Here is a 25,818-nt window from a genome sequence, read left to right as displayed (position 1 = left end):
AAGAAAAGATAATGGAACAACTTTTACTACTTCTTATATTTATACCATTGCTTGGCGCCTTGGTTACCGCGTTTACCGGAAATGGAGCAAAACATGTTGCATTGGTTAATGCAATTGTTTCTTTAGCCCTGGCCTTGGTTATGGTATGTAATTTTATCCCGGATGCAAGTACACAGTTTGTGGTTAATCTTCCATGGATAAAAGAACTTGGAATTAGTTTCCACGCAGGGGTTGATGGGATCAGCATGATCACGATACTGTTGACCAACATTTTGGTTCCGCTCATCATTCTTTCGGCTTATCAGCATCAATATAAAAATGCAAATGCTTTTTTCGCTTTGATTCTGTTTATGCAAAGTGGTTTATTGGTGGTGTTTACTGCTATGGATGCTTTCTTGTTCTATATTGGATGGGAAGCAGCTTTGATTCCGATTTACTTTATCTGTGCAATATGGGGTGGTAAAAACCGCATTAAAGTAAACATGAAGTTCTTTGTTTACACCATTGCTGGTTCATTGTTTATGTTATTGGGTATCATTTACCTTTACTTACAGAACCCATCTAATAATTTCGACATACAGGCGCTTTATAGCCTTAATTTAGATTCAACTCAGCAGGCATGGATATTCTGGGCTTTCTTTATTGCTTTTGCGATTAAGATGCCAATATTTCCTTTCCATACCTGGCAGCCAGATACCTATACTGAAGCTCCGACTCCGGGAACCATGTTGCTTTCGGGAATCATGCTTAAAATGGGTATTTACGGTGTGATCAGATGGTTACTGCCTATTGTACCTGCTGGCGTTCTGCAATGGGGACAAGTGGCAATCATCCTATCTATCATCGGGGTAGTCTATGCTTCGTTGATTGCATTTACACAAAAGGATGCTAAAAGATTGGTTGCTTACTCTTCAATTGGTCACGTTGGTTTAATCGCTGCTGGTATATTCGCATTGAATGTACAAGGTATGCAGGGCGCAATGATCCAGATGTTGAGTCATGGTATAAATGTGGTAGGTTTGTTCTTTGTGCTGGATATCATTGCCAGTCGTATGGGAACTTACAAAATTGCTGACTTAGGTGGTATTGCTAAACAAGCGCCTAAACTAGCTATCGCATTTCTGATTATTCTTTTAGGCACGGTCGCTTTACCCGGAACAAATGGATTTATAGGAGAATTCCTTTTACTGATTGGTATTTATCAATATAGCTTATGGGCGGCAATATTTGCTGGTTTAACCATCATTTTTGGTGCGGTTTATATGTTCAGGATGTATCAAAACATCATGTTGGGCAAAACCAATGAGCTGACCATTGGCTTTACAGATATAAGAGGATCAGAGCAGGTTGTATTGTACGTGATCTGTGCATTGGTTATTGTATTGGGTGTTTATCCAAAACCAATTTTGCAGCTTTCTGAAGCTTCGGTACAACATTTAATAGAACAGGTAACACAAAAATTAACATCGGTAAACTAAGGAAATGAATATCATTATAACAATAACTGTTACAGCTTTAGTGGTGCTTTACGCAGGTTTGTTTAAAGCTAAAAAAGCGTTATTACCCATTACCTTACTTGGTTTACTTACCTCGCTGGCTTTTGTGGCTACAGGCTGGAATGGCAATCATAACTCTTATGGTATGATGCAGATGGATAATTTTGCATTGGCATTTACCGGAATCACTGTATTAGGTACTATACTTATATTTTTATTGACCCAAAATTACTTTGCAGAAAACAGCGAAAATATTGCGGAATACTTTACCCTGATCCTTTTTTCCCTTGCTGGTATCGTGATCATGGTTTCTTATACCAATATGTCGATGTTGTTTATCGGTGTGGAGATCATGTCGGTGAGTTTATATATCCTTGCAGGTATACGTAAAAATAACTTTGCCTCTAATGAGGCGGCATTAAAGTATTTCCTGATGGGGGCATTCTCTACAGGTTTTCTTTTATTCGGAATTACGCTGATTTATGGTGCAACGGGATCTTTTGATCTCGGTGTAATCAATCAGTATTTGGTAGCTAACTATAAAACAATTTCTCCGATGTTCTATCCGGGCATCATATTGCTAATGGTTGGATTGTGCTTTAAAATCGGTGCAGCTCCTTTTCACTTTTGGACACCAGATGTATATGAAGGTGCACCTACCTTGATTACTACATTCATGTCGACTATCGTTAAGACTGCAGGTTTTGCTGCATTCCTTCGTTTGTTTGCAGATACGTTTGCACCTTTACATGATTTCTGGATGCCTCCTTTAATGGTTATCGTATGCTTAACCTTGTTGATCGGAAACGTAACGGCCTTGTTCCAAAAGAACTTTAAAAGGATGTTGGCCTATTCGAGTATCTCACACGCGGGTTATTTGTTGTTCTCACTGATCACTTTAACAGCTAATTCGGCTAACAACGTATTGGTGTATGCAGCTGCTTATACTTTTGCAACGATCATTGCTTTCGCTGTACTGATTTTAGTGAAGCAGAAGACCGGAAACGATCATTTCGATAGCTTTAACGGTTTGGCTAAACGTAATCCATTTACAGCGCTAATTCTTACTATAGCGATGCTTTCACTTGCGGGTATTCCACTAACCGCTGGATTTATCGGAAAATATCTGATGTTTTTAAATGTGATGTCGGAATACCAGATTTATTTGGTTGCTTTTGCCATTTTAAATGCGCTGGTAGGATTCTATTATTATTTTAGAGTTATTGTAGCTATGTATTTCAAAGAAGGTAATGAGATGGAATTACAAACACCTGTTCAATATCAGTTTGTGCTTGTTTTCTCAGCTTTGATTACCATATTTTTAGGGGTATATCCAGCTGTAATTTTAAATTTGATATAGGCTTTTCTATTGATAATTATTTGTAGTTTTACGAATAATTGAAATATGCACGATTTCTGGACCACATTACAGCACTTCATTGATCCCGAAAAATTACTTAGAGAAGGTGGTTTTTACGTTGTAATGTTCGTGATATTTGCCGAGACAGGCTTGTTCTTTGGGTTTTTTCTACCTGGAGACTATCTTTTGTTTCTTGCGGGTATGTTTGTAGCCACTGGTAAATTAGATGTAAATATTTATGTCCTGATTTTTGGTCTGTGTGTTTCTGCGGTTTCAGGCAATTTCGTAGGGTATTGGTTTGGTCGAAAGACGGGGCCAGTATTGTATCATAGGAAGGAGTCTTTCTTCTTTAAACGACGTTATTTAAAGGCTGCAGAGGAATATTACAATAAGCAGGGGGCTTTTGCATTGATTATGGGTAGATTTGTACCCATCGTTCGAACTTTTGCACCGATTTTTGCTGGTGTGGTAAAATTGGATTTTAAAAGATTTGCCTTGTATAACGTTGCAGGTGCATTAATATGGATAGCTTCCTTAACTTTGCTTGGTTATTTTCTAGGCAGAAGGTTTGAAAAAGAGATTAACGATTATTTATTATATATAATTATAGGTTTTATTGTCATTACTACAATACCACTGATTTACACCTTTGTGAAAAAGAAAGTGGCTAAGGATGACAATGATGAATTATCAAATACTGAACAATAAAAATGAGTAAAGACGACCATCACCCGTGGCACAGTGTATCTCCAGGCCACAATGTGCCAGAGATAGTAAATGCAATTATTGAAATCCCTAAAGGATCAAAGGCAAAATACGAAATTGACAAGGATTCAAATCTGATTAAATTAGACCGTGTTCTTTTTTCTTCGGTAATGTATCCTGCAAATTATGGCTTTATCCCGCAAACTTATTGCGATGATAATGACCCATTAGATATCTTGGTATTATGCTCTGTGGATGTTTATCCTATGACGATTATCGAAGCGAAAGTTATCGGTGTAATGCACATGGTGGATAATGGCGAACAAGATGATAAGATTATTGCTGTAGCTAAAAACGACATGTCGGTAAACTACATCAATGACCTTGCTGAGCTGCCACCGCATACGATGAAAGAAATCGTGAAGTTTTTCCAGGATTACAAAGCTTTGGAAGAAAAGAAAGTAACTATTGAACATTTACTGGGTGTACGTTATGCACACAAAGTAATACAAGAAAGCCTTGAGCTTTACGACAAAGAGTTTAGAAATAAATCTTAAATGGAAGCATTTAAAATATTTTTTACCTTTTTCCTGGTTGCCCTAAATGGCTTTTTTGTTGCGGCAGAGTTTGCAATTGTAAAGGTTAGGGCTTCTCAGATTGAGATAAAAGCTAAATCCGGGAGCCGTGTTGCGAACATAGCAAAGCACATTACCCAGCATTTAGATGGTTATCTTGCCGCAACGCAGTTGGGAATTACCCTGGCCTCTCTTGGTTTAGGTTGGGTGGGCGAGTCTGTTATGCATAGTCTTGTGCATGACTTGCTGATCAACTTCCAACTTTCTGAGGTATACATAACTTCTATTTCTACCGGATTAGCCTTCCTGTTCATTACGGTAATGCACATTGTTTTTGGTGAATTGGCACCAAAATCTATTGCTATCCAAAGACCAGTGGCTACTACTTTGTTTATTGCCCTACCGCTTCAGGCATTTTATTGGATGTTTAGACCTTTTATATGGGTGTTAAACGGTTTTGCCAATATTGTCTTGAAAGTATTTGGTATCTCTACTATTGGTGGACATGATTCTGTTCACAGTACCGAAGAGCTTTACTATTTACTGGATCAGGGAAAAGAAAGTGGCGCATTGGACACGAATGAGCATGAGCTGATTAAAAACGTTTTTGATTTTAATGAGCGCGTGGTAAAAAATATTATGGTTCCCCGTACTAAGATTTCTGGTGTAGAACTTTCTACCCCTAAAATGGAAGTCGTTGAAAGAATTATTTCGGAAGGATATTCACGCCTGCCTGTATACGATGATATTATTGATAAGATTATTGGTATTGTGCATGCTAAGGATATCCTTCCGTTATTGGCTCAAAATAAGGATTGGACGTTAAGTGACATCATTAGAAAGCCTTATTTTGTGCCTGAGACTAAAAAGATCAATGATCTGTTGAGTGAACTTCAGCAAAAACGCATTCAAATTGCAATTGTAATTGATGAGTTTGGTGGGACTGCCGGTATGGTTACCCTTGAAGATATTGTAGAAGAAATTGTTGGCGAAATACAGGATGAGTATGATGAGGAGAAGCCTACAGTAGAAAAGATATCTGATACCGAATTTATCATTAATGCTTATGCTACTGTTTATGATGTAAATGAGCACCTTCCTCACGACCTTCCAGAGGATGAGGATTTTGATACAGTAGGTGGATTGGTATCTCATGCTTTTGGTAAAATACCTGAGGTTGGAGATAGCGAGGAATGCTACGGTTACTTGTTTACCATCTTAAAGAAAACAGAACAAAATATAGAGACCATTAAGCTGGAGTTGGTGATCAATAAAAGCGATGCGATAGACTTACATTAAAATCAATACAATGCATGTTTTTTATACCCCGGATATCAGCTCCAACGAGTATGTTTTAAATGAGGAAGAGAGCAAGCATTGTACTAAAGTTTTGCGCTTGGGTATCGGTGCAATGGTTTACTTAATTGATGGTGTTGGCGGACTTTATAAAGCCGAAATTACAGGCGAACATAAAAAACATGTCAGCCTTAAGGTGGTGGAAACAAAGCGTGAATACAATAAGCGCAATCACCACTTGCATATTGCAATAGCCCCTACCAAAAATATTGACCGATTAGAGTGGTTTCTGGAAAAGGCTACAGAAATCGGTATTGATGAAATTACCCCGGTCATTTGTGATCGATCGGAGCGGAAAATTGTTAAAGAGGACCGCTTATATAAGGTGATCACATCTGCTGTAAAGCAGTCCCTGCAAGCTTATCACCCGGTATTAAATCCTCAAATTAGCTTATCGGCTTTTTTAAAGCAAACTAACGATAGTGTTAAAATGATTGCCCACTGTTTGGATAATGAACCAAGGCAGTTTATTGCTGAGGTGACTAAGCCAAGAGAACGTTACACCATTCTTATTGGTCCTGAAGGCGACTTTACGGGTGCTGAAATTGAATTAGCTTTGCAAAGCGGCTATAAACCCTTAACTTTAGGTAATACACGATTAAGAACAGAAACCGCGGCCCTGGCTGCTTGTTTTGAAGTGAATTATTTAAATAGATGAGGGGACGGTTTTTATTTCTTTTAACGGCTGTTGCATTGCTGAGTAGCTTTTCGGTGCCCACTTACAAAATGGCTAAGCTGAAGTACAATGGTGGAGGCGACTGGTATGCCAATCGTACTGCATTGCCAAATCTGATTGAATTTTGTAATCAAAACCTTAAAACCAATTTTGCCCCACAAGAAGCTATTGTGGAAGTTGGCAGTGCTGATATTTTTAATTATCCCTTTGTTTATCTTACCGGACATGGTAATGTTGTTTTTAGTGATGCTGAAGCAGCTAATCTCCGTAAGTATTTAATAGGTGGTGGTTTCCTTCACATTGATGACAATTATGGTCTGGATAAGTTTATCCGTACAGAGATGAAAAAGGTTTTTCCGGAATTGTCATTTGTAGAATTGCCAGCCAACCACAGCCTATACAATCAAAAGTTTAAGTTCCCGAATGGACTTCCTAAAATACACGAACATGATGGTAAGCCAGCTAAAGGTTATGCTTTGACATGGCAGGGCAGGGTTGTTTGTTATTACACATTTGAATGCGATCTGGGCAATGGTTGGGAAGACTTTGGTACTTATCCTGAGGATAGTCAGGAAAAGCGCACAAGCGCACTTAAAATGGGCGCAAATTTAATTCAATATGCATTAACACAATAACTATGAATGTAAAAGTAAACGACCGATATAATTTTGATGTAGAACTTGAGCAAAAGCTATTGAAAGTAGATGGTGTGGAGTTGCAGATTGATTCGACAACGCTTGCAGATGGGCATACGCATGTTATATACAATAACAAATCATACAATATAGAATTGGTTTCTGAGGATCAGTCAGAAAAGCGGAGTGTAGTTAAAGTGAATGGAACGCTTTATGAAGTGGCTATTGAAGACCAATACGACTTGTTGCTGAAACAACTAGGTCTTGACAATACAAAGGCTAATAAAATGCTGGAGGTGAAAGCTCCAATGCCAGGGTTGGTATTAAACATTATGGTTGAAGAAGGGCAGGAAGTGAGTAAAGGGGATAACCTATTGGTATTGGAAGCGATGAAGATGGAGAATATCCTTAAATCGCCAAGCAGCGGTATAGTTAAGAAGGTGCTGGTTAGCATGGGCATTAAAGTAGAGAAAAACGAAATACTGATAAAGTTCTCCTAAATAAAAAGATTTATACATAAAAAAGCTGCGCTTCAAATGAAACGCAGCTTTTTTATGTATAAACCGACTGGATTATCTTCCTTTAAATCCTCTTGCTGGTTTGGTTTTAAAGTGAGCCTTTCCTGCCGGATTGATTTCTGGCGCTCCCAACATAGTCATTGCACAACGGAAACCAATATCAGCAGATGATTCGTCCTGTTGCAAAAATCTTCTGCTTGCAGGATTAAGCCATAATGCCTGATCATTCCATGAACCACCTTTGTACACCTTTGACTGGTTATTTACCAAAGTCGTTTCGCCATACAATTCGCTTTCTGGATCTCTGTAACCACGTTGATCGGCATTGAATTTCTTTACTGAATCAGCTGGCTTTGCGGCCGCTGCCTGTTTTTCTGCCCAGGTTTGTTTTCTCTCATTTTGAGCGTTTATCATAACAGGCCTGTTGTATTTGTCAACAGCGATTTTGCCGGTAACTGCATCAATGATCTTTTTATCCTGATAAAGGTTACCCCTGAATGGGTTGAAAGCCTCTGCCGCTTCGAAAGTACTTACACGATAGGTATCTCCTGTCCATTCATTTACGTTTCCTGCCATGTTGTAAAGGCCAAAGTCGTTTGGTGTATAAGATCTTACTGCAACAGTAATTGCTCCCTTATCATTCAATGAACCACCAACACCCATGTAATCACCTTTGGTTCTTTTAAAGTTGGCAAGTATTAATCCCCGGGTGCTTTTCTTGGCTGAGCTTAAGCCTAAGCCACTCCATGGATAGATTTTATTGTCGCTAATATTTTCGTATTGCGTATTGCCAATAAGTCCCAACGCAGCATATTCCCATTCCGTTTCTGTAGGTAAACGATAAGGTTGTTTCAGGATACCATCTTCAAGCCTTACATTTCGGGTTGCCATGTTTTTACCGGTAGCTGTTCCTGCATTGGAAGGGTTTAAATCTTTCATTGCCCTTTTACCCTTATCATCGATCTGATCGTTTAAATAAGTTCCAGTACTAAAAGGACCGGTAGATTTGGGACTCGCTGTAGCGTTATTTTTTGCAGTACCACCATTCAAATCCTTAAAGCTGGTCATATAACCACGCTCACGAAGTAACAATTCGTTAACCCTATCTGTTCTCCATTCGCAATAGCGTGTTGCTTGGTCCCAGCTAACACCTACTACTGGATAATCCTGGTAGGCAGGATGTCTTAAATAATTGTCCACGTATGGCTCATTATAAGAAAGTGGTCTACGCCATACCAATGTATCAGGTAACTCGGTGTAGTAATATTCGTAATCTTTTGGGAAGTTTGTACGTATCCAGTTCAGATATTCTAACCAGTTGGTATTAGAAACTTCCGTTTCGTCCATGTAAAAGGAGTTAACTGTAGTTTCCTTTTTATGGTTATAATTGCCCAATTCCTGTCCAGGTACATTAATTGCGCTACCGCCAACCACAAATGCTCCACCCTCAATCTCCACCAAACCGGGGCCTGGACCACGTTTGTACCTATTATTTACCGCAAAACCACCATATTCCTGTTTGTTGTAGGCCATCCCTGTCTTATCTGAAGAACCTGATTTAGATTTACAGGAAACAAGAGAAGCAATAGCAATTACGGAAATAAGTGAAAATAAGGATGTTTTTTTCATTTAATGTAGTATAAATCTATCTATAAGCGTTGTTGCATGAGGTTAAATCACCTTTAACATTACTAAGAGTTAAAATTACACAAAAAAAGGATTACGCTGCAAGAACATAATTAATAATTTGAAATAAGCAGATTAATTTAAAATCATGCGATAATGGCCAATACTTTGAAATTAGTCTGCACTATGTTAACTTGCGTTCAATAATTGTTAAATTATTTAGGGCTGATGAAATTAGGGTGCTTCGTTAAAACTGCTTTATGTGTATCTTCTTTGCTGGCGGTTTGTACGGACCTGTCTGCCCAGGAGCTGCAATCTGGTACTTTAACTAACGGGAGCGAGACCAACAACATCATCACGGGTGTACCTTTTTTATTGATCACCCCGGATGCCCGTTCAGGAAGTATGGGGGATGTGGGGGTAGCGGTGCAGCCAGATGGGAATTCAATGGCTATCAATCCTTCTAAACTAGCCTTTTTAGATAAAAAATATGGTTTTGCAGTTTCATACAGTCCCTGGCTAAAAAGCCTGGTCCCTGATGTAAGTCTGACCTATCTCAGTGGCTATTATAAGCCTAATGAGAAAACAACGATAGGTGGTTCTTTGCGTTATTTTAATCTCGGAGAAATCCAGTTAACCGATGTAAATCAGCAGGATTTAGGTATTTACACGCCGAGTGAGCTAGCTGCTGATATTACCTATGCCCGACAGCTGGATGCCTCTTTTTCTTTAGCAACTTCCTTAAGATATATTTATTCGAATCTTACTTCTGGACAATTTTCATCGGGACAGCAGGTTAGTCCTGGTAATGCGGTAGCTGTTGATGTTTCTGCTTATTTTAAAAAGCCTACAATATTTTTAGGTACTGATGCAATTGTTTCTGCTGGACTTAACATTTCGAATATCGGTACAAAGCTCAGTTACTCGGATAGGGGGACTAGTTACTTTCTACCCACGAACCTCAAAATTGGTGGGGCTTCAACTTTTCTTATAGATGATTACAACCAGTTTACTTTTGCGCTGGATTTTAATAAATTATTGGTGCCTACCCAGCCCATCTACGATGTAAATGGGAAAATTATCGCCGGAGAAGATCCCGATCGTTCGGTTCCGGCGGGTATTTTTGGATCTTTTAGTGATGCCCCTGGTGGATTTAAGGAAGAGATAAGAGAAATAAACATCGCTGCTGGTATGGAGTATTGGTACAATCAGCAATTTGCGCTGAGGACGGGCTACTTTTACGAAAGTCCGACCAAAGGGAACAGACGTTGTTTTACCCTTGGAGCGGGCTTAAAATACAATGTATTTAATATTGATATCGCCTACCTGGTCGCAAATGTGCAGAAAAGTCCTTTGGCCAACACCTTAAGGTTTACCATGCTCTTTAATTTTGGAGCTGCCGGGAACCAGCCTTAGCGATAGCGCTAATTCGGCGGTGTGCATAATAGTTAGAGTATAAAATTGAAAATACGTAAAGAATGAAAATTAAAGTAGGTTTTGGATTTGATGTGCACCAGTTAAAAGAAAATCATCCATTTATAGTTGGTGGGGTTAATCTGGAACATCATAGTGGGGCTTTTGGGCATTCGGATGCCGATGTATTACTACATGCAATATGCGACGCATTACTTGGAGCAGCTAATTTAAGAGATATTGGCTATCATTTTAAAAATACTGATCCTCGCTGGAAAGGCATTAGCAGCTTAATCTTATTGAAAGAAACCGTTAAACTGTTAACTGATAAAGGTTACGAAATAGGTAATATTGATGCGATGTTGTGCATTGAGGCCCCTAAAATCAATCCACATATTCCTGCTATGCAACAGCATATTGCTGAAGCAGCAGGCATCTCTATCGAAGATATTTCTATCAAAGCAACTACCAATGAGCAAATGGGCTTTGTTGGTCGTGAAGAAGGCGTTGTTGCTTACGCAGTGTGCTTAATTCAGAGAAGTTGATTCCCTAATAAAAAAGACAAGGCTCAGAAATCGATTTCTGGGCCTTGTCTTTTTTATGCCACTGCTGGGTGTGCTTAACCTAAGAAATTACCTTCTCAGAAACGGCCTCAGCCTTCTTCGCTTCTTCAGCAAAGTAATGCAGCCGTTTAAGAGAACGGTTGTTTCTTTATTCTTCGAGATACCCAAACTTACCTTGATTGTAATCACTGATCGCTTGTTGTATTTCTTCAGCGGTATTCATCAGAAAAGGACCGTATTGTGCAACAGGTTCATTGATTGGTTCACCACTAAGGATTAAAACCACAGCATCTTCTAAAGCTTCAATTTTAATTTCAGTGCCCTCATTTTTGAAATGAACAAATTGGTCTGTTTCGGCTACTTCTGAATCATTTATTTGTATTCGACCCTCAATAATTACAAAGCCAGTATTGTACGTTGCCGGGAAGCTGAATGCTGCTTTTCCACCTTTATTCAGTCGTGCGTTGTATACGTTGATCGGTGTGAAAGTGCTGACAGAGCCTTTGGTATCTTGATATGCTCCAGCAATGACCTCAATTGCATCCCCATTCTGCGATAAGACGTGTTTGGCAATATTGTCATGTTTAACACCTTGGTATTTCGGTGGACTCATTTTATCCTTTGCAGGTAAATTAACCCATAGTTGTACCATTTGAAAATCACCACCTTTTTTACTGTATTCCGCTTCGTGGAACTCTTTATGCAATATTCCTCTTGCCGCAGTCATCCATTGTACATCACCAGGGTAAATTACGCCACTATTTCCAGCACTATCGTGATGCGCTACTGCACCGTGATAGGCAATGGTTACAGTTTCGAAACCTCTGTGTGGATGCACGCCAACCCCTCTAGGCTCATTTCTAGCCGAAAATCCTATTTTAGCATTGTAGTCAAGCAGAAAAAATGGGCTCATTTTAATTCTGTATCCGCTAGGAAAAAAGTTATGTACCCTAAACCCATCACCAACCATATGTGGTGCCGGCGGACTTAATACAGCCGACACCTGTTTTGTATTTGCTTCCATCTTTGTCTCCTTTCTGTTTACGACTGGATGCGTTATTTTTGTTTTTTTCTTAGGCTTGTTTTACGAATTGTAATTCACCTAAAATTCTTACCTCTTCACTTACCATTACACCACCAGTTTCTAAAGCCGCGTTCCAATTTAAACCAAAATCTGTTCTTTTAATTTTTCCACTTAATGTAAATCCGGCTTTAGTATTTCCCCATGGATCAGTAGCGATACCACCAAATTCTACATCTAATTTTACCGGTTTGGTTACATCCCTGATGGTCAAATTACCTGCTAATATATAATCGCTGCCATCTTTGATGAACGAAGTAGATTCAAAGCTAACTTTTGGAAATTCATCAGCATTAAAGAAGTCGCCGCTTTTTAAGTGCGTATCACGATCTGCATTTCCAGTATCAATTGATGCGGTTTCAGCTTCAAACTTAACATGAGCATTTTGGAAATCTTCTGATTCAGAAGTTAATGTCGCTGTTAATACATTCATGCTACCAGTCACAGTAGTGATCATTAAGTGTTTTACTTTAAATTGTAATTCACTGTGAGTAGGGTCTAAAGCCCAGGTTGTAGTTGCCATAATATTGTTGTTTTATATATTTCTTTAATTAACAACACAAAGTTATGGTGATATGTTTAGTGCGACATTGATGTATGTTAAGAAAGCATTAAACTTTAAAATGCTTATGTGCCAGGTCCTTGCGAACTCTGCTTAGCGACTCCGGCGTGATGCCCAGGTAGGAGGCTATCATCCATTGCGGTACTCTTAAGGTGAGGTTTGGATAGAGTTTTATGAAATTCAGGTAGCGCTCTTCGGCGGTTGCACTTAGGAGCATATTGATCCTTTTTTGCATAAACCTGATGGAGTTATTGAGGATGGTATGGTTAAAATCGTGCATGCAGGGAACAATTTTCGCAGCCTCATTGATGTAATCTTTGGGGATGACCACAGCTTCCGTACGTTCGATGGCATCAATAAAGAAATCAGAAGCTTCGTTAAAAAGCATGCCGTTACGGTCAGATAGCCACCATTGTTCAGGTGCAAACTGTATGATATGCGTTTTTCCTTTGCTGTCTATCGAGTAACTGCGCAGCAGGCCGCTCATTACAAAATAACCATGTGCCGAAACTTCACCTTTCATCAGGATCATTTCATTCCTTTCAAAGGTTTTTATTTTTAGCTTGCCAGAAATAAGTGCAAACTGCTCATCTGTGATGGCAACTTTATTCTGTAAATAGGTTTTAAATTGCTCCAGCATATAATTATAGATGAGATCTATTTTTTGTTAGGTTCGATATTGGAAAAGTCGACACCGCATTTACAATTCGAAGCGCAACCTCCGCTTTTAGGAGATATAGCACGATATATGATACGGCCAACATAGAATATGGCGGCAGCAAATAGTAAAGTCACTAGAATGGTTTGAATATCCATATCACAAAAATAATAAGCCCCTGGGTAAAAGGGGTCTGTTAAATGTAAATTTAGTGTTCCATTAAACCGATAGTGCCACCTACCCAGTCAAAATCTTTATTGTACCTTACCCCAATCATTTTACCTCTGCTTAATCTAGTGAGGTTAATACAAAGCTTGGGTTCCTGTCCATCTGGCCATAGATACATCAGCCTGATTTCTACTTTTATACCACCATCAGGCGCCTGTACTACAGGTTCGTAAACCACCTTTCTTTGCAAGATCCAATTCTGAGGATCTTTTATGTTATTGATATCAGCCAGGGTAACATCAATAATTACACCGATTCCCGCGAAAGAAAATAAAGGTTTCAATACATAATTCTCCAGATCAGTTGGGATTCTTGCCAGGGTGTTTAAAAAATGAGTTTCAGGGACAAACTCACTTTTAAGAAAAGGCATGGTATACTTGCTGATTCTGTAAAACCAGTTGGGATGGGTAATCCATTCTATATTTAGTGCTTCTCGTGGGTCAAAGTGGTCCTTAAATAGTGCTGTTTGGTCTGCAATCTCATCAAATATAAGTCGGTTATATATTCTTTTTAATTGAACTTTTTTTTCGTTTTCCTGATAAAATAGATTTTGTCCTTCTTTAAAGATGTCTGTTATGCTCAGTATTTTTATGCCAAGAAATTGCTTGGTGATCAAGAAATCAATCAAGGTTTTTTGTTCGGGAGCGGCTATATCCATTAGAGCCACCTCATGTGGTTGGTGTTTGCCTACAATAACCGACCTGAGTAAGTCGATATATTGCGGCTCATTAAGTCCATTAAAATAGGGGCTTAAATGATGGGGGAGGTTAAATGATGTTTTATAGGTCTCGGCTAAATGAGCCTGAAAGCCATAAAGAGAGGGGAAGCCCTGCATCTCAATTAACCTGGGCACTAGGTTGCCTTGATCGTCTTTGCAAATGCCAAAATCGAAACAGAGAAAATGGGGGTGATCGTTTTTGTTGGCGACATTCCAGTCGGGAGGGATAGCATTATCCGTTAAGGCTTTAAAGTCGGGTTGTTTAATCAAGGCGATAAGCTCTGCCCCGGCAGCGATTAGCTGCTTTTCTAAGGCTTTAGGTATAAAAACGGGTGTTTCAGCTACTCTAAAAGGGATTTTCACAAAGCCTTTTTCCAGATTGTGGGTAAAGGTGGTGTATTTTTTTTTAGTGAATAAGGTATTAAAGCTAGTTCTATAATGCTCAATCATGTCAGACTTCCTGTAAAGAGTTTATGGCTTCATTTAAAAAGTTCGGTAAAACAACATGTTGTGTTAAAGCAATCTGGCTAGGATCATCAAGACTATTGAGCATATCGTTGTACTTTTCTAAACCATGATTTTCAATGATGTCATTCTTTTTATCCTCCTGGAGTAAATAGCGTTTCATACCGATAGGATCGGCTTCAGGGTGAAATTGGGTGCCAACAATTTCTTTTGTGAAGCGGATGGACATTACACAACGTTCCAGATCAATATGTGGTCTGTCTTTTTCAAGCGCCAAAACTTTGCTAGCCTCGATATAAAATGGGGTGTCGTCAGGGTTGGTGACTTGCCAGTCGCGACTATCTACGGCATAAAAAGGGTTAGGCAAGCCATTAAACAGCGTATCATTTTCGCCTTCTTCCGTTAAGAATACGGGAAAAATGCCGAAAGCAGTAGTCTGTCTTTGGATAACATTGCCGAGCCCAAACTTGCGGCAAGCCATTTGGAAAGAATGACAGATTAAAAAAGCATGCTTTTTAGTGTGCTCATTGTTGGCATTAAAGGCTTCAATCTGCTCGAGGAGATCAAAAAAGTCCTTTTCCCATTGCTCGCCTTTCCCTTCGTACGGGTTACCGGGGCCACCGCTGGAGATGTAGATATGATAATTTAAATCCGGTATTTCCCCTTTCTGCCTCAAATCAAATACATCAAACGACAAGCTCAAGTTCATTTCGCTCTGGTAGCGCAATAAGGTTTCTAATATGCCACGCATTCCCTGATTGGCAGTTCCCTTATTCATATCAATAACGGCAATCTTTATATTATTTGTATCCGTCATTTATTGCTTTGCCCCAATTAATGTTTGTGTAGTGATGTAGTCTATCACAGCTTCAAAGTTACCGGATTGTTCATAAATCGCTAACTGTTTATCTGCTCCCGTTCCATTTTCCAATATCTTCAATACATAGTTGATCTCTTTTCGGCAGCCCAATTCGTCTACCACATCATCAATAAAGTCAAGCAGTTCCAGTATCAGGTTGCGACAGTTTACTTCAATTTCCTTACCAAAGTCAATTAGGTTCCCGTCGATACCATATCTGGCGGCTCGCCATTTGTTCTCGTTGATCAATGCCCTGGAATAGCTGATGAATTCCATGTTCTGTAAGCGTAACTTATATAGTTTGGCACATAAGGCCTGGAACAGTGCTGCAAAGGCCATTGTTTCCTCAATGAGCATCGGACAATCACAGATTCTAAATTCTATGGTTTGGAAAAATGGGTGCACCCGGATGTCCCACCAGATTTTCTTGGCATTATCTATACTGTTGGTTTTAATCAGCAGTTTTACATAGTTGTCGTAATCCTCAATGCTGTTAAAAATATCGGGGATTCCCGTACGCGGAAATTTGTCGAATATTTTGGTCCGGTAGGATTTATATCCTGTATTGCGGCCTTCCCAAAAAGGGGAGTTGGTGGACAAAGCAAATACGTGGGGCAGAAAATAACGCACCTGGTTGGCAATGTGTATGGCTAACTCGCGCGATTGAATGCCTACATGTACGTGCAGACCGAAGATAAGGTTCGAGCGTGCTGCTTCTTGTAATTCATTGACAATATTGCTGTAGCGTGGATGTTCAGTGATAAGCTGCTTTTCCCATCGGGAAAAGGGGTGAGTTCCTGATGCGCCAATTTTTAGGTCTAGTTCGCCGGCGAGTTGCGAAACGGTATGTCGTAATTGAGAAATCTCCTCACGTGCCTGCTCGGTATTTCTGCAAATTCCGGTACCCACTTCCACAACAGCCTGATGCATTTCGGCCTTCACCTGGTCTTTGTGGATTTTTTGAGCGGCCTCCACTATTTTTTGATCATGCGAGCTGAGTTCCCTGGTCACCGGGTCGATCACCATATACTCTTCCTCAATTCCAAGCGTAAAATCGTTCATCATATTTTTCCTTTTTTCAGATTAATGGAGTCTGTACGGCGCCTTCTCCAGGATTAAAAAGTTAGATGTTTTAAGTTAGATAAACAATTGATGGGATCAAAGTATTGCTAAAAAAACTGCCCTTCTTAAATTCTGTCTTAGCTAATTGCTTGATATATCGATAATAAACCTTATCTTTGCGCCAAAAATCATACGCATTTTATGCAAAAAATTAGAAATATAGCTATCATAGCCCACGTTGACCACGGTAAAACTACACTGGTTGATAAGATCTTACACGCTTGTTCAATCTTCCGTGATAATGAGCAGTCGGGAGATTTAATACTTGACAACAATGATCTGGAGCGTGAGCGAGGAATTACCATCGTGTCGAAAAACGTTTCCGTTCAATATAAGGATGTAAAGATCAACATTATTGATACACCTGGTCACGCCGATTTCGGTGGTGAGGTTGAGCGTGTATTGAAAATGGCTGATGGTGTATTGTTATTATGTGATGCTTTTGAAGGTGCGATGCCTCAAACGCGTTTCGTAACGCAAAAAGCTTTAGCTTTAGGATTAAAGCCGATTGTAGTTGTAAATAAGGTAGATAAAGAAAACTGTCGCCCGGAAGAAGTTTATGAGCAAATCTTTGAATTGTTCTTCAACTTAGAGGCTACAGAAGATCAGTTAGACTTTCCTGTAATTTACGGTTCATCTAAACAAGGATGGATGAGTACTGACTGGAAAGTTCCTACTACAGATATTTTCGCATTGTTAGATGCAGTTGTTGCTAATATTCCTCCTGCACCAACCAATGATGGTACTTTGCAAATGCAAATTACTTCGTTAGATTATTCATCTTTCGTAGGTCGTATTGCAGTTGGACGTGTACACCGCGGTAGCATCAAAGAAAACCAACCGGTTACTTTGATCAAACGTGATGGTAAAATGGTGAAATCAAGAGTAAAAGAATTATATACTTTCGAAGGTTTAGGTAAAATCCGTACTACTGAAGTAAAATCAGGTGATATCTGCGCTGTTGTAGGTATTGATGGTTTTGATATTGGTGATACTATTGCTGATTTCGAAGCTCCAGAGCAATTGCCAGTTATCAAAATTGATGAGCCTACGATGAACATGTTGTTCACGATCAACAACTCGCCATTTTTTGGTAAAGAAGGTAAATTTGTTACGTCTCAACGTATCAGAGAGCGTTTATACAAAGAGATGGAGAAAAACTTAGCCCTTAAAGTGGTTGAGACAGAATCTCCTGATGCTTATTTGGTATACGGAAGGGGTATCCTCCATTTATCAGTATTGATCGAGACAATGCGTCGCGAAGGTTATGAAATCCAGGTTGGTCAGCCACAAGTTATCATTAAAGAAATTGATGGTAAAAAATGTGAGCCAATTGAGACTTTGATCGTTGATGTACCGGGTGAGGTTGCTGGTAAGGTTATTGAATTGGTTACTCAACGTAAAGGTGAGTTGCTGGTTATGGAGCCAAAAGGTGATTTACAACACTTAGAATTTGAGATCCCTGCACGTGGTATCATTGGATTGAGAAATAACGTATTAACTGCAACAGGTGGTGAAGCGATTATGGCTCACCGTTTCAAAGCTTACGAGCCTTGGAAAGGTACAATTCCTGGTCGTTTGAATGGTGTATTGGTTTCTATGGAAAAAGGAAGCACTACTGCTTATTCAATTGATAAATTACAAGATCGTGGTCGTTTCTTCGTTGATCCGGGAGTAGATATTTACGAAGGTCAAATCCTTGGTGAGCACATCCGTGATAACGATTTAGTAATTAACATTGTTAAAGGTAAAGCTTTGACTAACATGCGTGCTTCTGGTACAGATGATAGTCAGCGTATTGCTCCGGCAATTAAATTCTCTTTGGAAGAGGCAATGGAGTATATCCAGGCTGATGAGTACATTGAGGTTACACCGGCAAGCATGCGTTTACGTAAAATCTACTTAACTGAGGCTGAACGTAAAATAAAAGGTAAAAACTAAGCATTTTTTATCTCATACATATATGAAGGTGTCCTAAGAAATTAGGGCACCTTTTTTTTATTTAAACAAATTGCCCCTATATTTACTTATGAATTTGTTCAGCAAGCTTCAATACAAAGTTAAGAGTCGACTAAATACCTATAGAAACAAGCAGCGTGCGCAAAAGCGCAAAGAAACCATATTAAATTATTATGGTAAAAATGAGCCCGCTACTCCAGAATTAAAGGCTGCCGTTGCCTATCTTAAAAATCATCCTTTGGGTGTTTTCCAGGATTCATTTACTGATCAATATAATTTTAAGGATATTGAGGTTCATAAAGACGAGGCTAAAGATCTTTTATGGGTAGATCATGGTGGACATCGTCTGTACTTTAAGCGATCATATAATGCTACGACTGTTAAGTTGCTTTACAATGGCTTACTCGCGGAGCAGGATCCTGAATCCCCTCATCGTTATACCGCTGAAGGCTTTGATCTTAAACAGGGTGATGTTTTACTGGATGTTGGATCTGCTGAAGGAATATTCACTTTATCGAACATTGAGCTGCTGAAAAAGGCCGTTCTTTTTGAAAGAGAACCGGAATGGGTTGAAGCATTGGAAGCTACATTTGAGCCATGGAAGGACAAGGTAGAGATTATTTCTAAGTTTGTATCAGATCAAAACGATGCGGATAATATCTGTATTGATACCTTTTTAACAGGAAAATCTTTTGTTCCGGACTTGGTGAAAATTGATGTTGAGGGGGCAGAAGACCGGGTATTAAAAGGTATGGAACAGACAATTACCCAACATCATCCTAAAATCGCTTTATGTACCTATCATAAGCAGGGTGATTTTAATAAATTTAGTAAGTATTTGTCGGAAAGAAACTATACCATCAGTACCACCAAAGGAGTTATGTTTTTCTTAAGCCCAGGTGAGGCTTTAACCCCACCTTTTTTTAGGAAAGGATTGGTAAGGGCTATTTTTTCAGCAGATACCGCTTAACAAGGTTGTTAATCAATCCATTGATGTCTTCGGATAACCTGAGGCAGTAAACTGTTCCCCCAAACAATAAGGTGATAAGCACTAGACGCAATGCGCCATCTAGAATAAAGTTAGGAACAGACGGTATGGCATTCACTATAAAATAGACCACTACACCTGTAACGATGGTCAGCGGTGTTTTGTAGGTATAGGGTTGCATCTTAAAAAGCAATAGGATAAACAGGAATCGCACCAGGTTAAAAATAAAAAAGGTGACTGCTGCGGCTATTGCAGCACCCGTTATTCCGTAGGGTGGGATGAATATAAGGTTTGCACCAATGGTCACCCCTATTAAGGCTACATTGAAGAATGAGTCGTATTTATAGAATTTGGATGTCGCCAGGATAACACCATTCACACCAGTTGCAGAGTCGATCAGATAGCCAAGACCAATGAAGAAGATCACATATTTCCCTGATGCATAATCGGGGTGTATGAAGTAAATATTATGAATGTTGGCCCAGATCAGCAAAAACAGGAAAAGGGTGGTAATGAGCTGGGTGATACAGCTTTTTTTATAAACGGATTTAATCTCCTCTATGTTTTCGTTTTTCCATGCCTCAGCAATAACGGTATAGGCAATGCCATATAATGAGCGGGCTGGTAAGTTGATAATGGCAGCAAAGGCAAATGCTAGTGTGTAGACCCCAGTGTCAGCAAGTCCAAACGCCTCATTAATCATGTATTTATCAATATTTTGAATAATATAAGGAGAGGTACCGGTAAGGATGCCGAAGACACACAGCTGAATAATTTGCTTTCTTATCGGCTTGTCGATGAACTTAAAGTTGGGACGGAAATACAGTTGATTTCTTTTGTAGAGGCGTATAGCGATCATTCCGGTTGGGATGATGTTACAAATGAGCCATACCCACATAAAAGCTTCGAAACTAACCGATTTAAAAAACAATAGCAATAAGGCTGCGAGTACAAACATACGTAAGGTAAATTCCCTTAATATTTTTCCCACGATGGCATCATAGAGCATTCTGGAGTACAATTCCAAAATATTGAAGATCATGGTAAAAAAGGTTAAAGGGATTAAATACCAGTAATAAGTTGCAAAAAGATTGTTTTCGGAATCTTTTTGTTGAATGATCTGATCTTTTAAGAAGTATGCAGCAATGCAGAACAATATAAAACCTAATGCCGAAATGAGGCAGGCCAGTCCAAGGTAGCCGTTGTCGTGATTTTTAGGATCACGGAAATAGGGGAAGATTCTGGCAGTTGCATTAAAGCCTAGTATGGAAACCTGGGCAAATAGGATAGAAAACGAGGTAAGTATGCCGATTAAACCGACTTGCTCTTTTGAAAGTACGTATGGTTGAACAAGGTAAAGGGACAAAAAACCTATTAAAACACCGAGATATGAGTAAAAGGTTCCTTTTATTGTTTGTTGCTGAATTATGCCCATCCGTAATAAAGATCGTTTTTAATTTAAATATAGTATATCCTGTTTTGCAAATAAATTTTCCGCCGTATTGTAATATGTGTTTATATGTCGTAAACTTGCCGGGATAAGATGGCAAAGATAACATATAATATTTGTGTGTTAATTGTAACCTATAGCGATAGGTGGCAATTTTTAGAGCAGATACTGAGGAGAGTTACAACCCTTGAAAATGTAACAAATGTTATTGTGGTAGACAATGCTTCGACTTACAGTGTCGAGCAAAATTGTAAATTATTAAAGGACAATCGTATCCAGGTTGTTACCCATACACAGAATTTAGGGTCTGCCGGTGGTTATAAAGCCGGACTGGAGTTTTTTAGCAAAGAAACTGAGGCCGACTTTGTCTGGTTATTGGATGATGACAACCTTCCTAATCCTGATGCCCTTGAAAAGCTAACGGATATATGGAATACTAGCCCTCTCGACGACGATAAGAAAGCTTTATTTTCACTACGCTTAGACCGGAAAAATCATGTGCAGATCGCTCAGGGGGAAGATGCAAATCGATTTTTATTGGTTGAGAATAGCTTTATGGGCTTTAATTTGTTTAGAGCTCCTGTTAATCAATACTATAAATTGCGTAATAAGTTTAAGAAACAAAGTGGTTTTAAAGAAAAAGCAGTTATGCCTTACGCTGCATATGGTGGTATGTTTTTTCATAGGCGGATGGTTGATTTGATTGGCTACCCGGATGAGAGCTTCTTTGTGTATGCCGATGATTCTGAATATACCTATAGAATGACGGAAAAGGGGGCAACGATATGGTTGGTTCCTGCTAGTCAAATTGTCGATATCGATAAGTCTCAGGGTATTACCTATGTAAAGTATTTCTGGCGATCCGTGTATTTGGATTTATGGAGTTTTAGAACTTATTATCAGGTGCGAAACAGCATTTACTTTTATGCCAGATTTAATGTAACCAACGCTACAATCTATGGTATTAATAAGTGGCTCTTTTTAACCGGGCAATGGATTATAAGTCAAATTACCGCTAAGCAAGAAAACTATAAAAAGTTTTTAATAGCCATTAATGATGGGTTAACAGGTGGAATGGGGACAGTAAAAGCAGAAAAATATAGTTAGCTTTGAACGATTAAGCTAATGCTTAATTAAAGGTTATTTTATTATCAAACTCATTGCAAATGCAAAATTTTGCCCCCATAGCCCTCTTTGTATACAACCGTCCTGTACATACCCAACGGGTAATAGAAGCACTACAAAAGAACGTGTATGCCGAATTATCTGATCTATATATATTTTCTGATGGCGCAAGGACTGGGGATGAAGCAATAGTTAGCGAAGTACGGGCTTTGGTAAAAAAAACGGACGGCTTTAAGTCTGTAACCGTTGTCGAAAGACCAACTAATTTTGGATTGGCAAAATCGGTGATTAGCGGCGTAACACAGCTCAATAAAGAATATGGTCATGTCATCGTTTTTGAGGATGATGTGGTTTCCTCTCCTTATACCCTAAAGTACTTTAATGATGCTTTAGAAAAATACAAAGACACCCCTAAGGTGATGCATATTGGTGCTTTTATGTATGCGATTGATACAAAAGGACTTCCTGAAACCTTTTTTGTGAGGCATATCAGCAGTCAATGCTGGGCTACATGGGATCGTGCATGGCAATATTTTGAACCCGATATCGATAAAATCATTCAGCAGTTTGATGAAAAGAAGAAATTTGCATTCGAGCTAGACGGAGCAATGAATTTCTGGAAACATGTAATGGAATTTAAACATGGTAAAAATAACTCCTGGGCAATCAGGTGGTATGCCTCCGTATTTTTAAAAGGTGGATTGGGCTTGCAGACTTCTGTTTCCATGGTAGATAATATCGGTCATGACGGTTCAGGAGTACATTCTGAAAAAAGCAATATCTACGCAGTGACCGTTAAAGCTGATCCGGTTAGCTCTTTTCCTGATAAAATTGAGGAGCATCCGGAAGCTTATCAGGCCTTGAGATATTTTTTAAAACATAGAAAAGGAAACCTGGTTCAGCGCGGAATCAGGTATTTAAGAAACCATATCCTGAAAGTTTAATGAAGGTTACACTGATTAATACTTCAGATTCGGGAGGCGGGGCACCAGCAGCTAGTCTTAGACTTTTAAAAGCGCTGGCCTCAGAAAATGTAGAGGCTGGATTTCTGGTTCAGCATAAAAAAACAACCGGAGCAAATGTTAAAGCAGTTGCAAAAAGTTTTTTTGATCGACTAAGGGCTAAAGTGAATTTTCTGTACGAAAGGTTACCATTCATTTTCTTCTATGAAAGAGATAAGTCTGTGCGTTTTGCCTTCTCTACAGCAAATGCAGGAGTAAGTATCGCGAATGAACCACTTGTCGTAGATGCAGATATTTTACACCTGCACTGGATAAATTCTGGCTTTCTTTCTATTGCCAATCTAAAAGAACTGGTTAAATTGGGAAAGCCTATGGTAGTAACACTACATGATATGTGGTATTTTACCGGTGGTTGCCATTATGCGGGGACTTGTGATCATTTCACCAGGCAGTGTGGAGATTGTTACTTTTTAAATAAACCGGCTGTAGCAGACATTTCGCATGAGGGTTGGTTACGAAAAGAAGATTTATATGCCTTTGGTGACAACATTACTTTTGTAACCTGCAGCAACTGGCTTGAAGGTGTTGCGCGACAAAGTTCATTGTTAAAGAAATTCCAGATACAGACCATCCCTAATCCCATTGATATCAATGTCTACTCACCTGGAGATAAGCATAAGGCTAGATTAAAATGGAATATCAACCCTGATGCTAAGGTTATTTTATTTGGTGCCGCTAACATTTCAGATAGACGTAAGGGAATTGATTATCTATTTGAAGGATTACGGTATTTAAAAGATCATTATCCAGAATCTGCATCTGTAGAGGTTGTCATTTTCGGAAAGAACAAGCAGTTTGATGTTACAAAATTGCCTTTCCATGTTGTTGAACTAAATATAATTACTTCCCAGCAGGATCTTGCAGAGATATACGGGCTGGCTGATGTATTTGTTCTTCCTTCCGTAGAAGATAATTTACCTAATACGGCTATGGAATCCCTTTCGTGTGGAACACCAGTTGTTGCTTTTAATACCGGGGGCTTGCCAGATTTGATCGATCATCAACAAAACGGATATTTAGCCGATTTCAAGTCCGCATCCGATCTTGCTAAAGGGATGCACGAAATGCTTTATTCAGCGCGTCAAGAAGAAATATCATCAAATGCACGAGCTAAAGTGCTAAACAACTTTACGAATAAAAAGGTTGCACAACAATATATTGAGGTTTATCAATCAATTTTAAAGAAATGACAGCGATGATGCCAACACTATCAGTGATTACTATCGTTTATAACAATGTAAAGGATATTGAACGCACCATGCTGTCTGTTCTGAATCAAACTTATGCCAATATAGAGTACATTATTATTGATGGAGCATCAACAGATGGGACAAAAGATATTATTTATAACTATAAGTCAAAGTTAGCGCAGTTTATTTCTGAACCGGATAAAGGTATTTATGACGCTATGAATAAAGGACTTTCGTTGGCTACTGGTGATTACGTCCTGTTTATGAATTCTGGGGATGAAATTTATGCGCCAGAAACGGTTGCAGATGTGTTTGAGACGGCATCTTCAGCAGATATCTATTATGGCGAGACAGAAATGTTCGATGAGCAATGGGAGAGCCTTGGGCAAAGACGACATTGTGCGCCTGAGCATTTTAACTGGAAAAGCTTTAGATACGGAATGAACATTAGCCATCAGGCGATCTATGTAAAAAGAAGTATAGCAGGGAAATTCGATTTACAATACAAATACAGCGCGGATATAGATTGGATCATACGCGCGGCTAAAAGTGCATCAAGTATTGTAAATACACATATTTATGTAGCCAAGTATCTGGTGGGGGGAATTTCCAAGAAAAAGCACATGGCCAGCTTAAAGGAGCGGTTCCGCATATTCACTAAATATTACGGTCTGGTTCCAAATCTGATCAACCATATATTTATAGCGGCTAATCTGGCGCAATATTACATGAGACACAGAAAGACAAACGATTAATGCTCTTCGGTTTTAAGCTTAAAAATGCAACATCAACTCTTCTAAGTTGGTGATTTGCCACTCCACATCACTAGGTTTTTCTTTTTTTAGCGGGTTAAAATAAATGGCTTTAATCCCATAATCCTGTGCTCCGCGAATGTCGGCTTCTAAGCTATCACCGATCATGATGCTTTCGTGCTTTTCTGCGGCAGCTTTATTTAAAGCATACTCAAAAATAGCCTTGTGTGGTTTGTTCACACCCACATCTTCAGAAATGATGACATTCTGAAAATATGGATTCAAGCCTGAAACATCCATTTTAGTAAGGGTGGTTTCTTTAAAGCCGTTAGAGATAATATGTAGCGTGTATTTTTCGTATAGATAACCTAGTACCTTTTCTGAGCCCAGAAAAAGATTGGTTTTAGTAGGGCTGATGCGTACATAATCTTCTTCAAATTGCAAAGGAATTTTATCCGGCCTTACGCCTAATTGTCTGAATGTTTTATGAAACCTTTCCGACCTCAGCTGCTCTTTGGTAATTCTACCCACATGATATTCTGCCCATAGGCGATGATTATTCTCGGTATAGGTTGTAATAAATTCTTCACATGAATTGAGCCCAAGCTGCTCCAAATTATATAATTGATAAAGTTCTTTTAAAGTTTCCTCCGCATTTCGGTCAAAATCCCAAATGGTATGATCCAGATCGAAAAATATATGTTTGATCATTTTTG

25 protein-coding genes are annotated in these 25,818 nt (G+C 39.0%); 16 read left to right on the top strand and 9 right to left on the bottom strand.

Going from position 1 to position 25,818, the window contains the following annotated elements:
• Nucleotides 1–11 precede the first annotated feature (11 nt).
• Genes BLS35_RS04040 through BLS35_RS04005 form a run of 8 tightly spaced genes read left to right on the top strand, consistent with a single transcriptional unit; the run spans nucleotide 12 to nucleotide 7,303 of the window.
• On the top strand, nucleotides 12–1,478 hold the full coding sequence (locus BLS35_RS04040) for a complex I subunit 4 family protein (protein WP_090778041.1): 1,467 nt from the start codon (nucleotides 12–14) through the stop codon (nucleotides 1,476–1,478).
• A gap of 4 nt (nucleotides 1,479–1,482) precedes the next feature.
• A complete protein-coding gene (locus BLS35_RS04035) occupies nucleotides 1,483–2,856 on the top strand; it encodes an NADH-quinone oxidoreductase subunit N (protein ID WP_090778039.1) in 1,374 nt (457 codons plus the stop codon).
• A 45-nt stretch (nucleotides 2,857–2,901) separates the two neighbouring features.
• Entirely contained in the window at nucleotides 2,902–3,564 is a 663-nt protein-coding gene (locus tag BLS35_RS04030; RefSeq protein WP_090778037.1) for a DedA family protein, read from the top strand.
• Nucleotides 3,565–3,566: 2 nt separating this feature from the next.
• On the top strand, nucleotides 3,567–4,118 hold the full coding sequence (locus BLS35_RS04025) for an inorganic diphosphatase (protein WP_090778035.1): 552 nt from the start codon (nucleotides 3,567–3,569) through the stop codon (nucleotides 4,116–4,118).
• Nucleotides 4,119–5,435, top strand: coding sequence for a hemolysin family protein (locus BLS35_RS04020; protein WP_090778033.1), 1,317 nt, complete (start codon nucleotides 4,119–4,121; stop codon nucleotides 5,433–5,435). It abuts the gene before it with no gap.
• Nucleotides 5,436–5,445: 10 nt separating this feature from the next.
• Nucleotides 5,446–6,150 carry a 16S rRNA (uracil(1498)-N(3))-methyltransferase gene (locus tag BLS35_RS04015; protein ID WP_090778031.1) on the top strand — a complete coding sequence of 235 codons (705 nt, stop codon included), beginning with the start codon at nucleotides 5,446–5,448 and terminating at the stop codon, nucleotides 6,148–6,150.
• Nucleotides 6,147–6,803, top strand: a complete 657-nt coding sequence (locus tag BLS35_RS04010) for a DUF4159 domain-containing protein (protein WP_090778029.1) — start codon at nucleotides 6,147–6,149, stop codon at nucleotides 6,801–6,803. The genes BLS35_RS04015 and BLS35_RS04010 overlap by 4 nt, the downstream gene beginning before the upstream one ends.
• 2 nt (nucleotides 6,804–6,805) lie before the next feature.
• Nucleotides 6,806–7,303, top strand: a complete 498-nt coding sequence (locus BLS35_RS04005) for a biotin/lipoyl-containing protein (protein ID WP_090778027.1) — start codon at nucleotides 6,806–6,808, stop codon at nucleotides 7,301–7,303.
• 72 nt (nucleotides 7,304–7,375) lie between these two features.
• Here the strand turns inward: BLS35_RS04005 and BLS35_RS04000 are convergent, their stop codons facing one another.
• Nucleotides 7,376–8,950 carry an SUMF1/EgtB/PvdO family nonheme iron enzyme gene (locus BLS35_RS04000; RefSeq protein ID WP_090778025.1) on the bottom strand — a complete coding sequence of 525 codons (1,575 nt, stop codon included), beginning with the start codon at nucleotides 8,948–8,950 and terminating at the stop codon, nucleotides 7,376–7,378.
• A 225-nt stretch (nucleotides 8,951–9,175) separates the two neighbouring features.
• Between BLS35_RS04000 and porV the strand changes: the two genes are divergently transcribed.
• Together porV and ispF are read left to right on the top strand one after the other, a co-directional pair.
• Nucleotides 9,176–10,363 carry a type IX secretion system outer membrane channel protein PorV gene (gene porV, locus BLS35_RS03995; protein WP_090778023.1) on the top strand — a complete coding sequence of 396 codons (1,188 nt, stop codon included), beginning with the start codon at nucleotides 9,176–9,178 and terminating at the stop codon, nucleotides 10,361–10,363.
• 62 nt (nucleotides 10,364–10,425) lie between these two features.
• Nucleotides 10,426–10,905, top strand: a complete 480-nt coding sequence (gene ispF, locus BLS35_RS03990; RefSeq protein ID WP_090778021.1) for a 2-C-methyl-D-erythritol 2,4-cyclodiphosphate synthase — start codon at nucleotides 10,426–10,428, stop codon at nucleotides 10,903–10,905.
• 166 nt (nucleotides 10,906–11,071) lie between these two features.
• Here ispF and BLS35_RS03985 read toward each other — a convergent pair whose 3' ends face one another.
• The 6 genes from BLS35_RS03985 to BLS35_RS03955 all read right to left on the bottom strand — a co-directional run bounded on the left by BLS35_RS03985 (nucleotide 11,072) and on the right by BLS35_RS03955 (nucleotide 16,559).
• Nucleotides 11,072–11,947 (bottom strand): pirin family protein, encoded by an 876-nt coding sequence (locus BLS35_RS03985; protein ID WP_090778020.1) that lies wholly within the window; start codon nucleotides 11,945–11,947, stop codon nucleotides 11,072–11,074.
• A gap of 49 nt (nucleotides 11,948–11,996) precedes the next feature.
• The gene (locus BLS35_RS03980) at nucleotides 11,997–12,527 is read right to left on the bottom strand and encodes a YceI family protein (RefSeq protein WP_090778018.1); all 531 of its coding nucleotides are present in this window, start codon (nucleotides 12,525–12,527) and stop codon (nucleotides 11,997–11,999) included.
• A gap of 88 nt (nucleotides 12,528–12,615) precedes the next feature.
• Entirely contained in the window at nucleotides 12,616–13,206 is a 591-nt protein-coding gene (locus BLS35_RS03975; RefSeq protein WP_090778016.1) for a Crp/Fnr family transcriptional regulator, read from the bottom strand.
• Nucleotides 13,207–13,432: 226 nt separating this feature from the next.
• Nucleotides 13,433–14,620, bottom strand: a complete 1,188-nt coding sequence (locus tag BLS35_RS03965; RefSeq protein ID WP_090778012.1) for a hypothetical protein — start codon at nucleotides 14,618–14,620, stop codon at nucleotides 13,433–13,435.
• A 1-nt stretch (nucleotide 14,621) separates the two neighbouring features.
• The gene (locus BLS35_RS03960) at nucleotides 14,622–15,452 is read right to left on the bottom strand and encodes a type 1 glutamine amidotransferase (RefSeq protein WP_090778010.1); all 831 of its coding nucleotides are present in this window, start codon (nucleotides 15,450–15,452) and stop codon (nucleotides 14,622–14,624) included.
• The gene (locus BLS35_RS03955; RefSeq protein WP_090778008.1) at nucleotides 15,453–16,559 is read right to left on the bottom strand and encodes a carboxylate-amine ligase; all 1,107 of its coding nucleotides are present in this window, start codon (nucleotides 16,557–16,559) and stop codon (nucleotides 15,453–15,455) included. It abuts the gene before it with no gap.
• 198 nt (nucleotides 16,560–16,757) lie between these two features.
• Between BLS35_RS03955 and typA the strand changes: the two genes are divergently transcribed.
• A complete protein-coding gene (gene typA, locus BLS35_RS03950; RefSeq protein WP_090778006.1) occupies nucleotides 16,758–18,557 on the top strand; it encodes a translational GTPase TypA in 1,800 nt (599 codons plus the stop codon).
• Between the two features lie 88 nt (nucleotides 18,558–18,645).
• Nucleotides 18,646–19,545 carry an FkbM family methyltransferase gene (locus BLS35_RS03945; RefSeq protein ID WP_090778004.1) on the top strand — a complete coding sequence of 300 codons (900 nt, stop codon included), beginning with the start codon at nucleotides 18,646–18,648 and terminating at the stop codon, nucleotides 19,543–19,545.
• On the opposite strand, the gene BLS35_RS03940 is transcribed toward BLS35_RS03945, so the two are convergent.
• A complete protein-coding gene (locus tag BLS35_RS03940; RefSeq protein WP_090778001.1) occupies nucleotides 19,520–20,998 on the bottom strand; it encodes a lipopolysaccharide biosynthesis protein in 1,479 nt (492 codons plus the stop codon). The genes BLS35_RS03945 and BLS35_RS03940 overlap by 26 nt on opposite strands.
• Nucleotides 20,999–21,106: 108 nt before the next feature.
• Between BLS35_RS03940 and BLS35_RS03935 the strand changes: the two genes are divergently transcribed.
• From BLS35_RS03935 to BLS35_RS03920, 4 genes are read left to right on the top strand one after another with little or no spacing between them, the layout of a single operon-like run.
• Complete coding sequence (locus tag BLS35_RS03935; RefSeq protein ID WP_090777999.1) at nucleotides 21,107–22,120, top strand: glycosyltransferase; 1,014 nt, start codon at nucleotides 21,107–21,109, stop codon at nucleotides 22,118–22,120.
• 59 nt (nucleotides 22,121–22,179) lie between these two features.
• A complete protein-coding gene (locus BLS35_RS03930; RefSeq protein ID WP_090777997.1) occupies nucleotides 22,180–23,082 on the top strand; it encodes a glycosyltransferase in 903 nt (300 codons plus the stop codon).
• Nucleotides 23,082–24,350 (top strand): glycosyltransferase, encoded by a 1,269-nt coding sequence (locus BLS35_RS03925; protein ID WP_090777994.1) that lies wholly within the window; start codon nucleotides 23,082–23,084, stop codon nucleotides 24,348–24,350. Before BLS35_RS03930 ends, BLS35_RS03925 begins: the two co-directional genes overlap by 1 nt.
• A complete protein-coding gene (locus BLS35_RS03920) occupies nucleotides 24,347–25,105 on the top strand; it encodes a glycosyltransferase family 2 protein (RefSeq protein ID WP_090777992.1) in 759 nt (252 codons plus the stop codon). The genes BLS35_RS03925 and BLS35_RS03920 overlap by 4 nt, the downstream gene beginning before the upstream one ends.
• An 18-nt stretch (nucleotides 25,106–25,123) precedes the next feature.
• On the opposite strand, the gene BLS35_RS03915 is transcribed toward BLS35_RS03920, so the two are convergent.
• Nucleotides 25,124–25,813, bottom strand: coding sequence for a YjjG family noncanonical pyrimidine nucleotidase (locus tag BLS35_RS03915; protein WP_090777991.1), 690 nt, complete (start codon nucleotides 25,811–25,813; stop codon nucleotides 25,124–25,126).
• Nucleotides 25,814–25,818 lie beyond the last annotated feature (5 nt).

Source organism: Pedobacter sp. ok626 (genome assembly GCF_900100435.1).
Taxonomy (GTDB): Bacteria; Bacteroidota; Bacteroidia; order Sphingobacteriales; family Sphingobacteriaceae; genus Pedobacter.
This window is presented reverse-complemented; position numbering and strand designations above follow the sequence as displayed.

Excerpts from the sequence above, each read along its gene's own strand:
- BLS35_RS04040 (WP_090778041.1), top strand. The coding sequence starts at position 12 with ATGGAACAACTTTTACTACTTCTTATATTTATACCATTGCTTGGCGCC.
- BLS35_RS04035 (WP_090778039.1), top strand. The coding sequence starts at position 1,483 with ATGAATATCATTATAACAATAACTGTTACAGCTTTAGTGGTGCTTTAC.
- BLS35_RS04030 (WP_090778037.1), top strand. The coding sequence starts at position 2,902 with ATGCACGATTTCTGGACCACATTACAGCACTTCATTGATCCCGAAAAA.
- BLS35_RS04025 (WP_090778035.1), top strand. The coding sequence starts at position 3,567 with ATGAGTAAAGACGACCATCACCCGTGGCACAGTGTATCTCCAGGCCAC.
- BLS35_RS04020 (WP_090778033.1), top strand. The coding sequence starts at position 4,119 with ATGGAAGCATTTAAAATATTTTTTACCTTTTTCCTGGTTGCCCTAAAT.
- BLS35_RS04015 (WP_090778031.1), top strand. The coding sequence starts at position 5,446 with ATGCATGTTTTTTATACCCCGGATATCAGCTCCAACGAGTATGTTTTA.
- BLS35_RS04010 (WP_090778029.1), top strand. The coding sequence starts at position 6,147 with ATGAGGGGACGGTTTTTATTTCTTTTAACGGCTGTTGCATTGCTGAGT.
- BLS35_RS04005 (WP_090778027.1), top strand. The coding sequence starts at position 6,806 with ATGAATGTAAAAGTAAACGACCGATATAATTTTGATGTAGAACTTGAG.
- BLS35_RS04000 (WP_090778025.1), bottom strand. The coding sequence starts at position 8,950 with ATGAAAAAAACATCCTTATTTTCACTTATTTCCGTAATTGCTATTGCT.
- porV (WP_090778023.1), top strand. The coding sequence starts at position 9,176 with ATGAAATTAGGGTGCTTCGTTAAAACTGCTTTATGTGTATCTTCTTTG.
- ispF (WP_090778021.1), top strand. The coding sequence starts at position 10,426 with ATGAAAATTAAAGTAGGTTTTGGATTTGATGTGCACCAGTTAAAAGAA.
- BLS35_RS03985 (WP_090778020.1), bottom strand. The coding sequence starts at position 11,947 with ATGGAAGCAAATACAAAACAGGTGTCGGCTGTATTAAGTCCGCCGGCA.
- BLS35_RS03980 (WP_090778018.1), bottom strand. The coding sequence starts at position 12,527 with ATGGCAACTACAACCTGGGCTTTAGACCCTACTCACAGTGAATTACAA.
- BLS35_RS03975 (WP_090778016.1), bottom strand. The coding sequence starts at position 13,206 with ATGCTGGAGCAATTTAAAACCTATTTACAGAATAAAGTTGCCATCACA.
- BLS35_RS03965 (WP_090778012.1), bottom strand. The coding sequence starts at position 14,620 with ATGATTGAGCATTATAGAACTAGCTTTAATACCTTATTCACTAAAAAA.
- BLS35_RS03960 (WP_090778010.1), bottom strand. The coding sequence starts at position 15,452 with ATGACGGATACAAATAATATAAAGATTGCCGTTATTGATATGAATAAG.
- BLS35_RS03955 (WP_090778008.1), bottom strand. The coding sequence starts at position 16,559 with ATGATGAACGATTTTACGCTTGGAATTGAGGAAGAGTATATGGTGATC.
- typA (WP_090778006.1), top strand. The coding sequence starts at position 16,758 with ATGCAAAAAATTAGAAATATAGCTATCATAGCCCACGTTGACCACGGT.
- BLS35_RS03945 (WP_090778004.1), top strand. The coding sequence starts at position 18,646 with ATGAATTTGTTCAGCAAGCTTCAATACAAAGTTAAGAGTCGACTAAAT.
- BLS35_RS03940 (WP_090778001.1), bottom strand. The coding sequence starts at position 20,998 with ATGGGCATAATTCAGCAACAAACAATAAAAGGAACCTTTTACTCATAT.
- BLS35_RS03935 (WP_090777999.1), top strand. The coding sequence starts at position 21,107 with ATGGCAAAGATAACATATAATATTTGTGTGTTAATTGTAACCTATAGC.
- BLS35_RS03930 (WP_090777997.1), top strand. The coding sequence starts at position 22,180 with ATGCAAAATTTTGCCCCCATAGCCCTCTTTGTATACAACCGTCCTGTA.
- BLS35_RS03925 (WP_090777994.1), top strand. The coding sequence starts at position 23,082 with ATGAAGGTTACACTGATTAATACTTCAGATTCGGGAGGCGGGGCACCA.
- BLS35_RS03920 (WP_090777992.1), top strand. The coding sequence starts at position 24,347 with ATGACAGCGATGATGCCAACACTATCAGTGATTACTATCGTTTATAAC.
- BLS35_RS03915 (WP_090777991.1), bottom strand. The coding sequence starts at position 25,813 with ATGATCAAACATATATTTTTCGATCTGGATCATACCATTTGGGATTTT.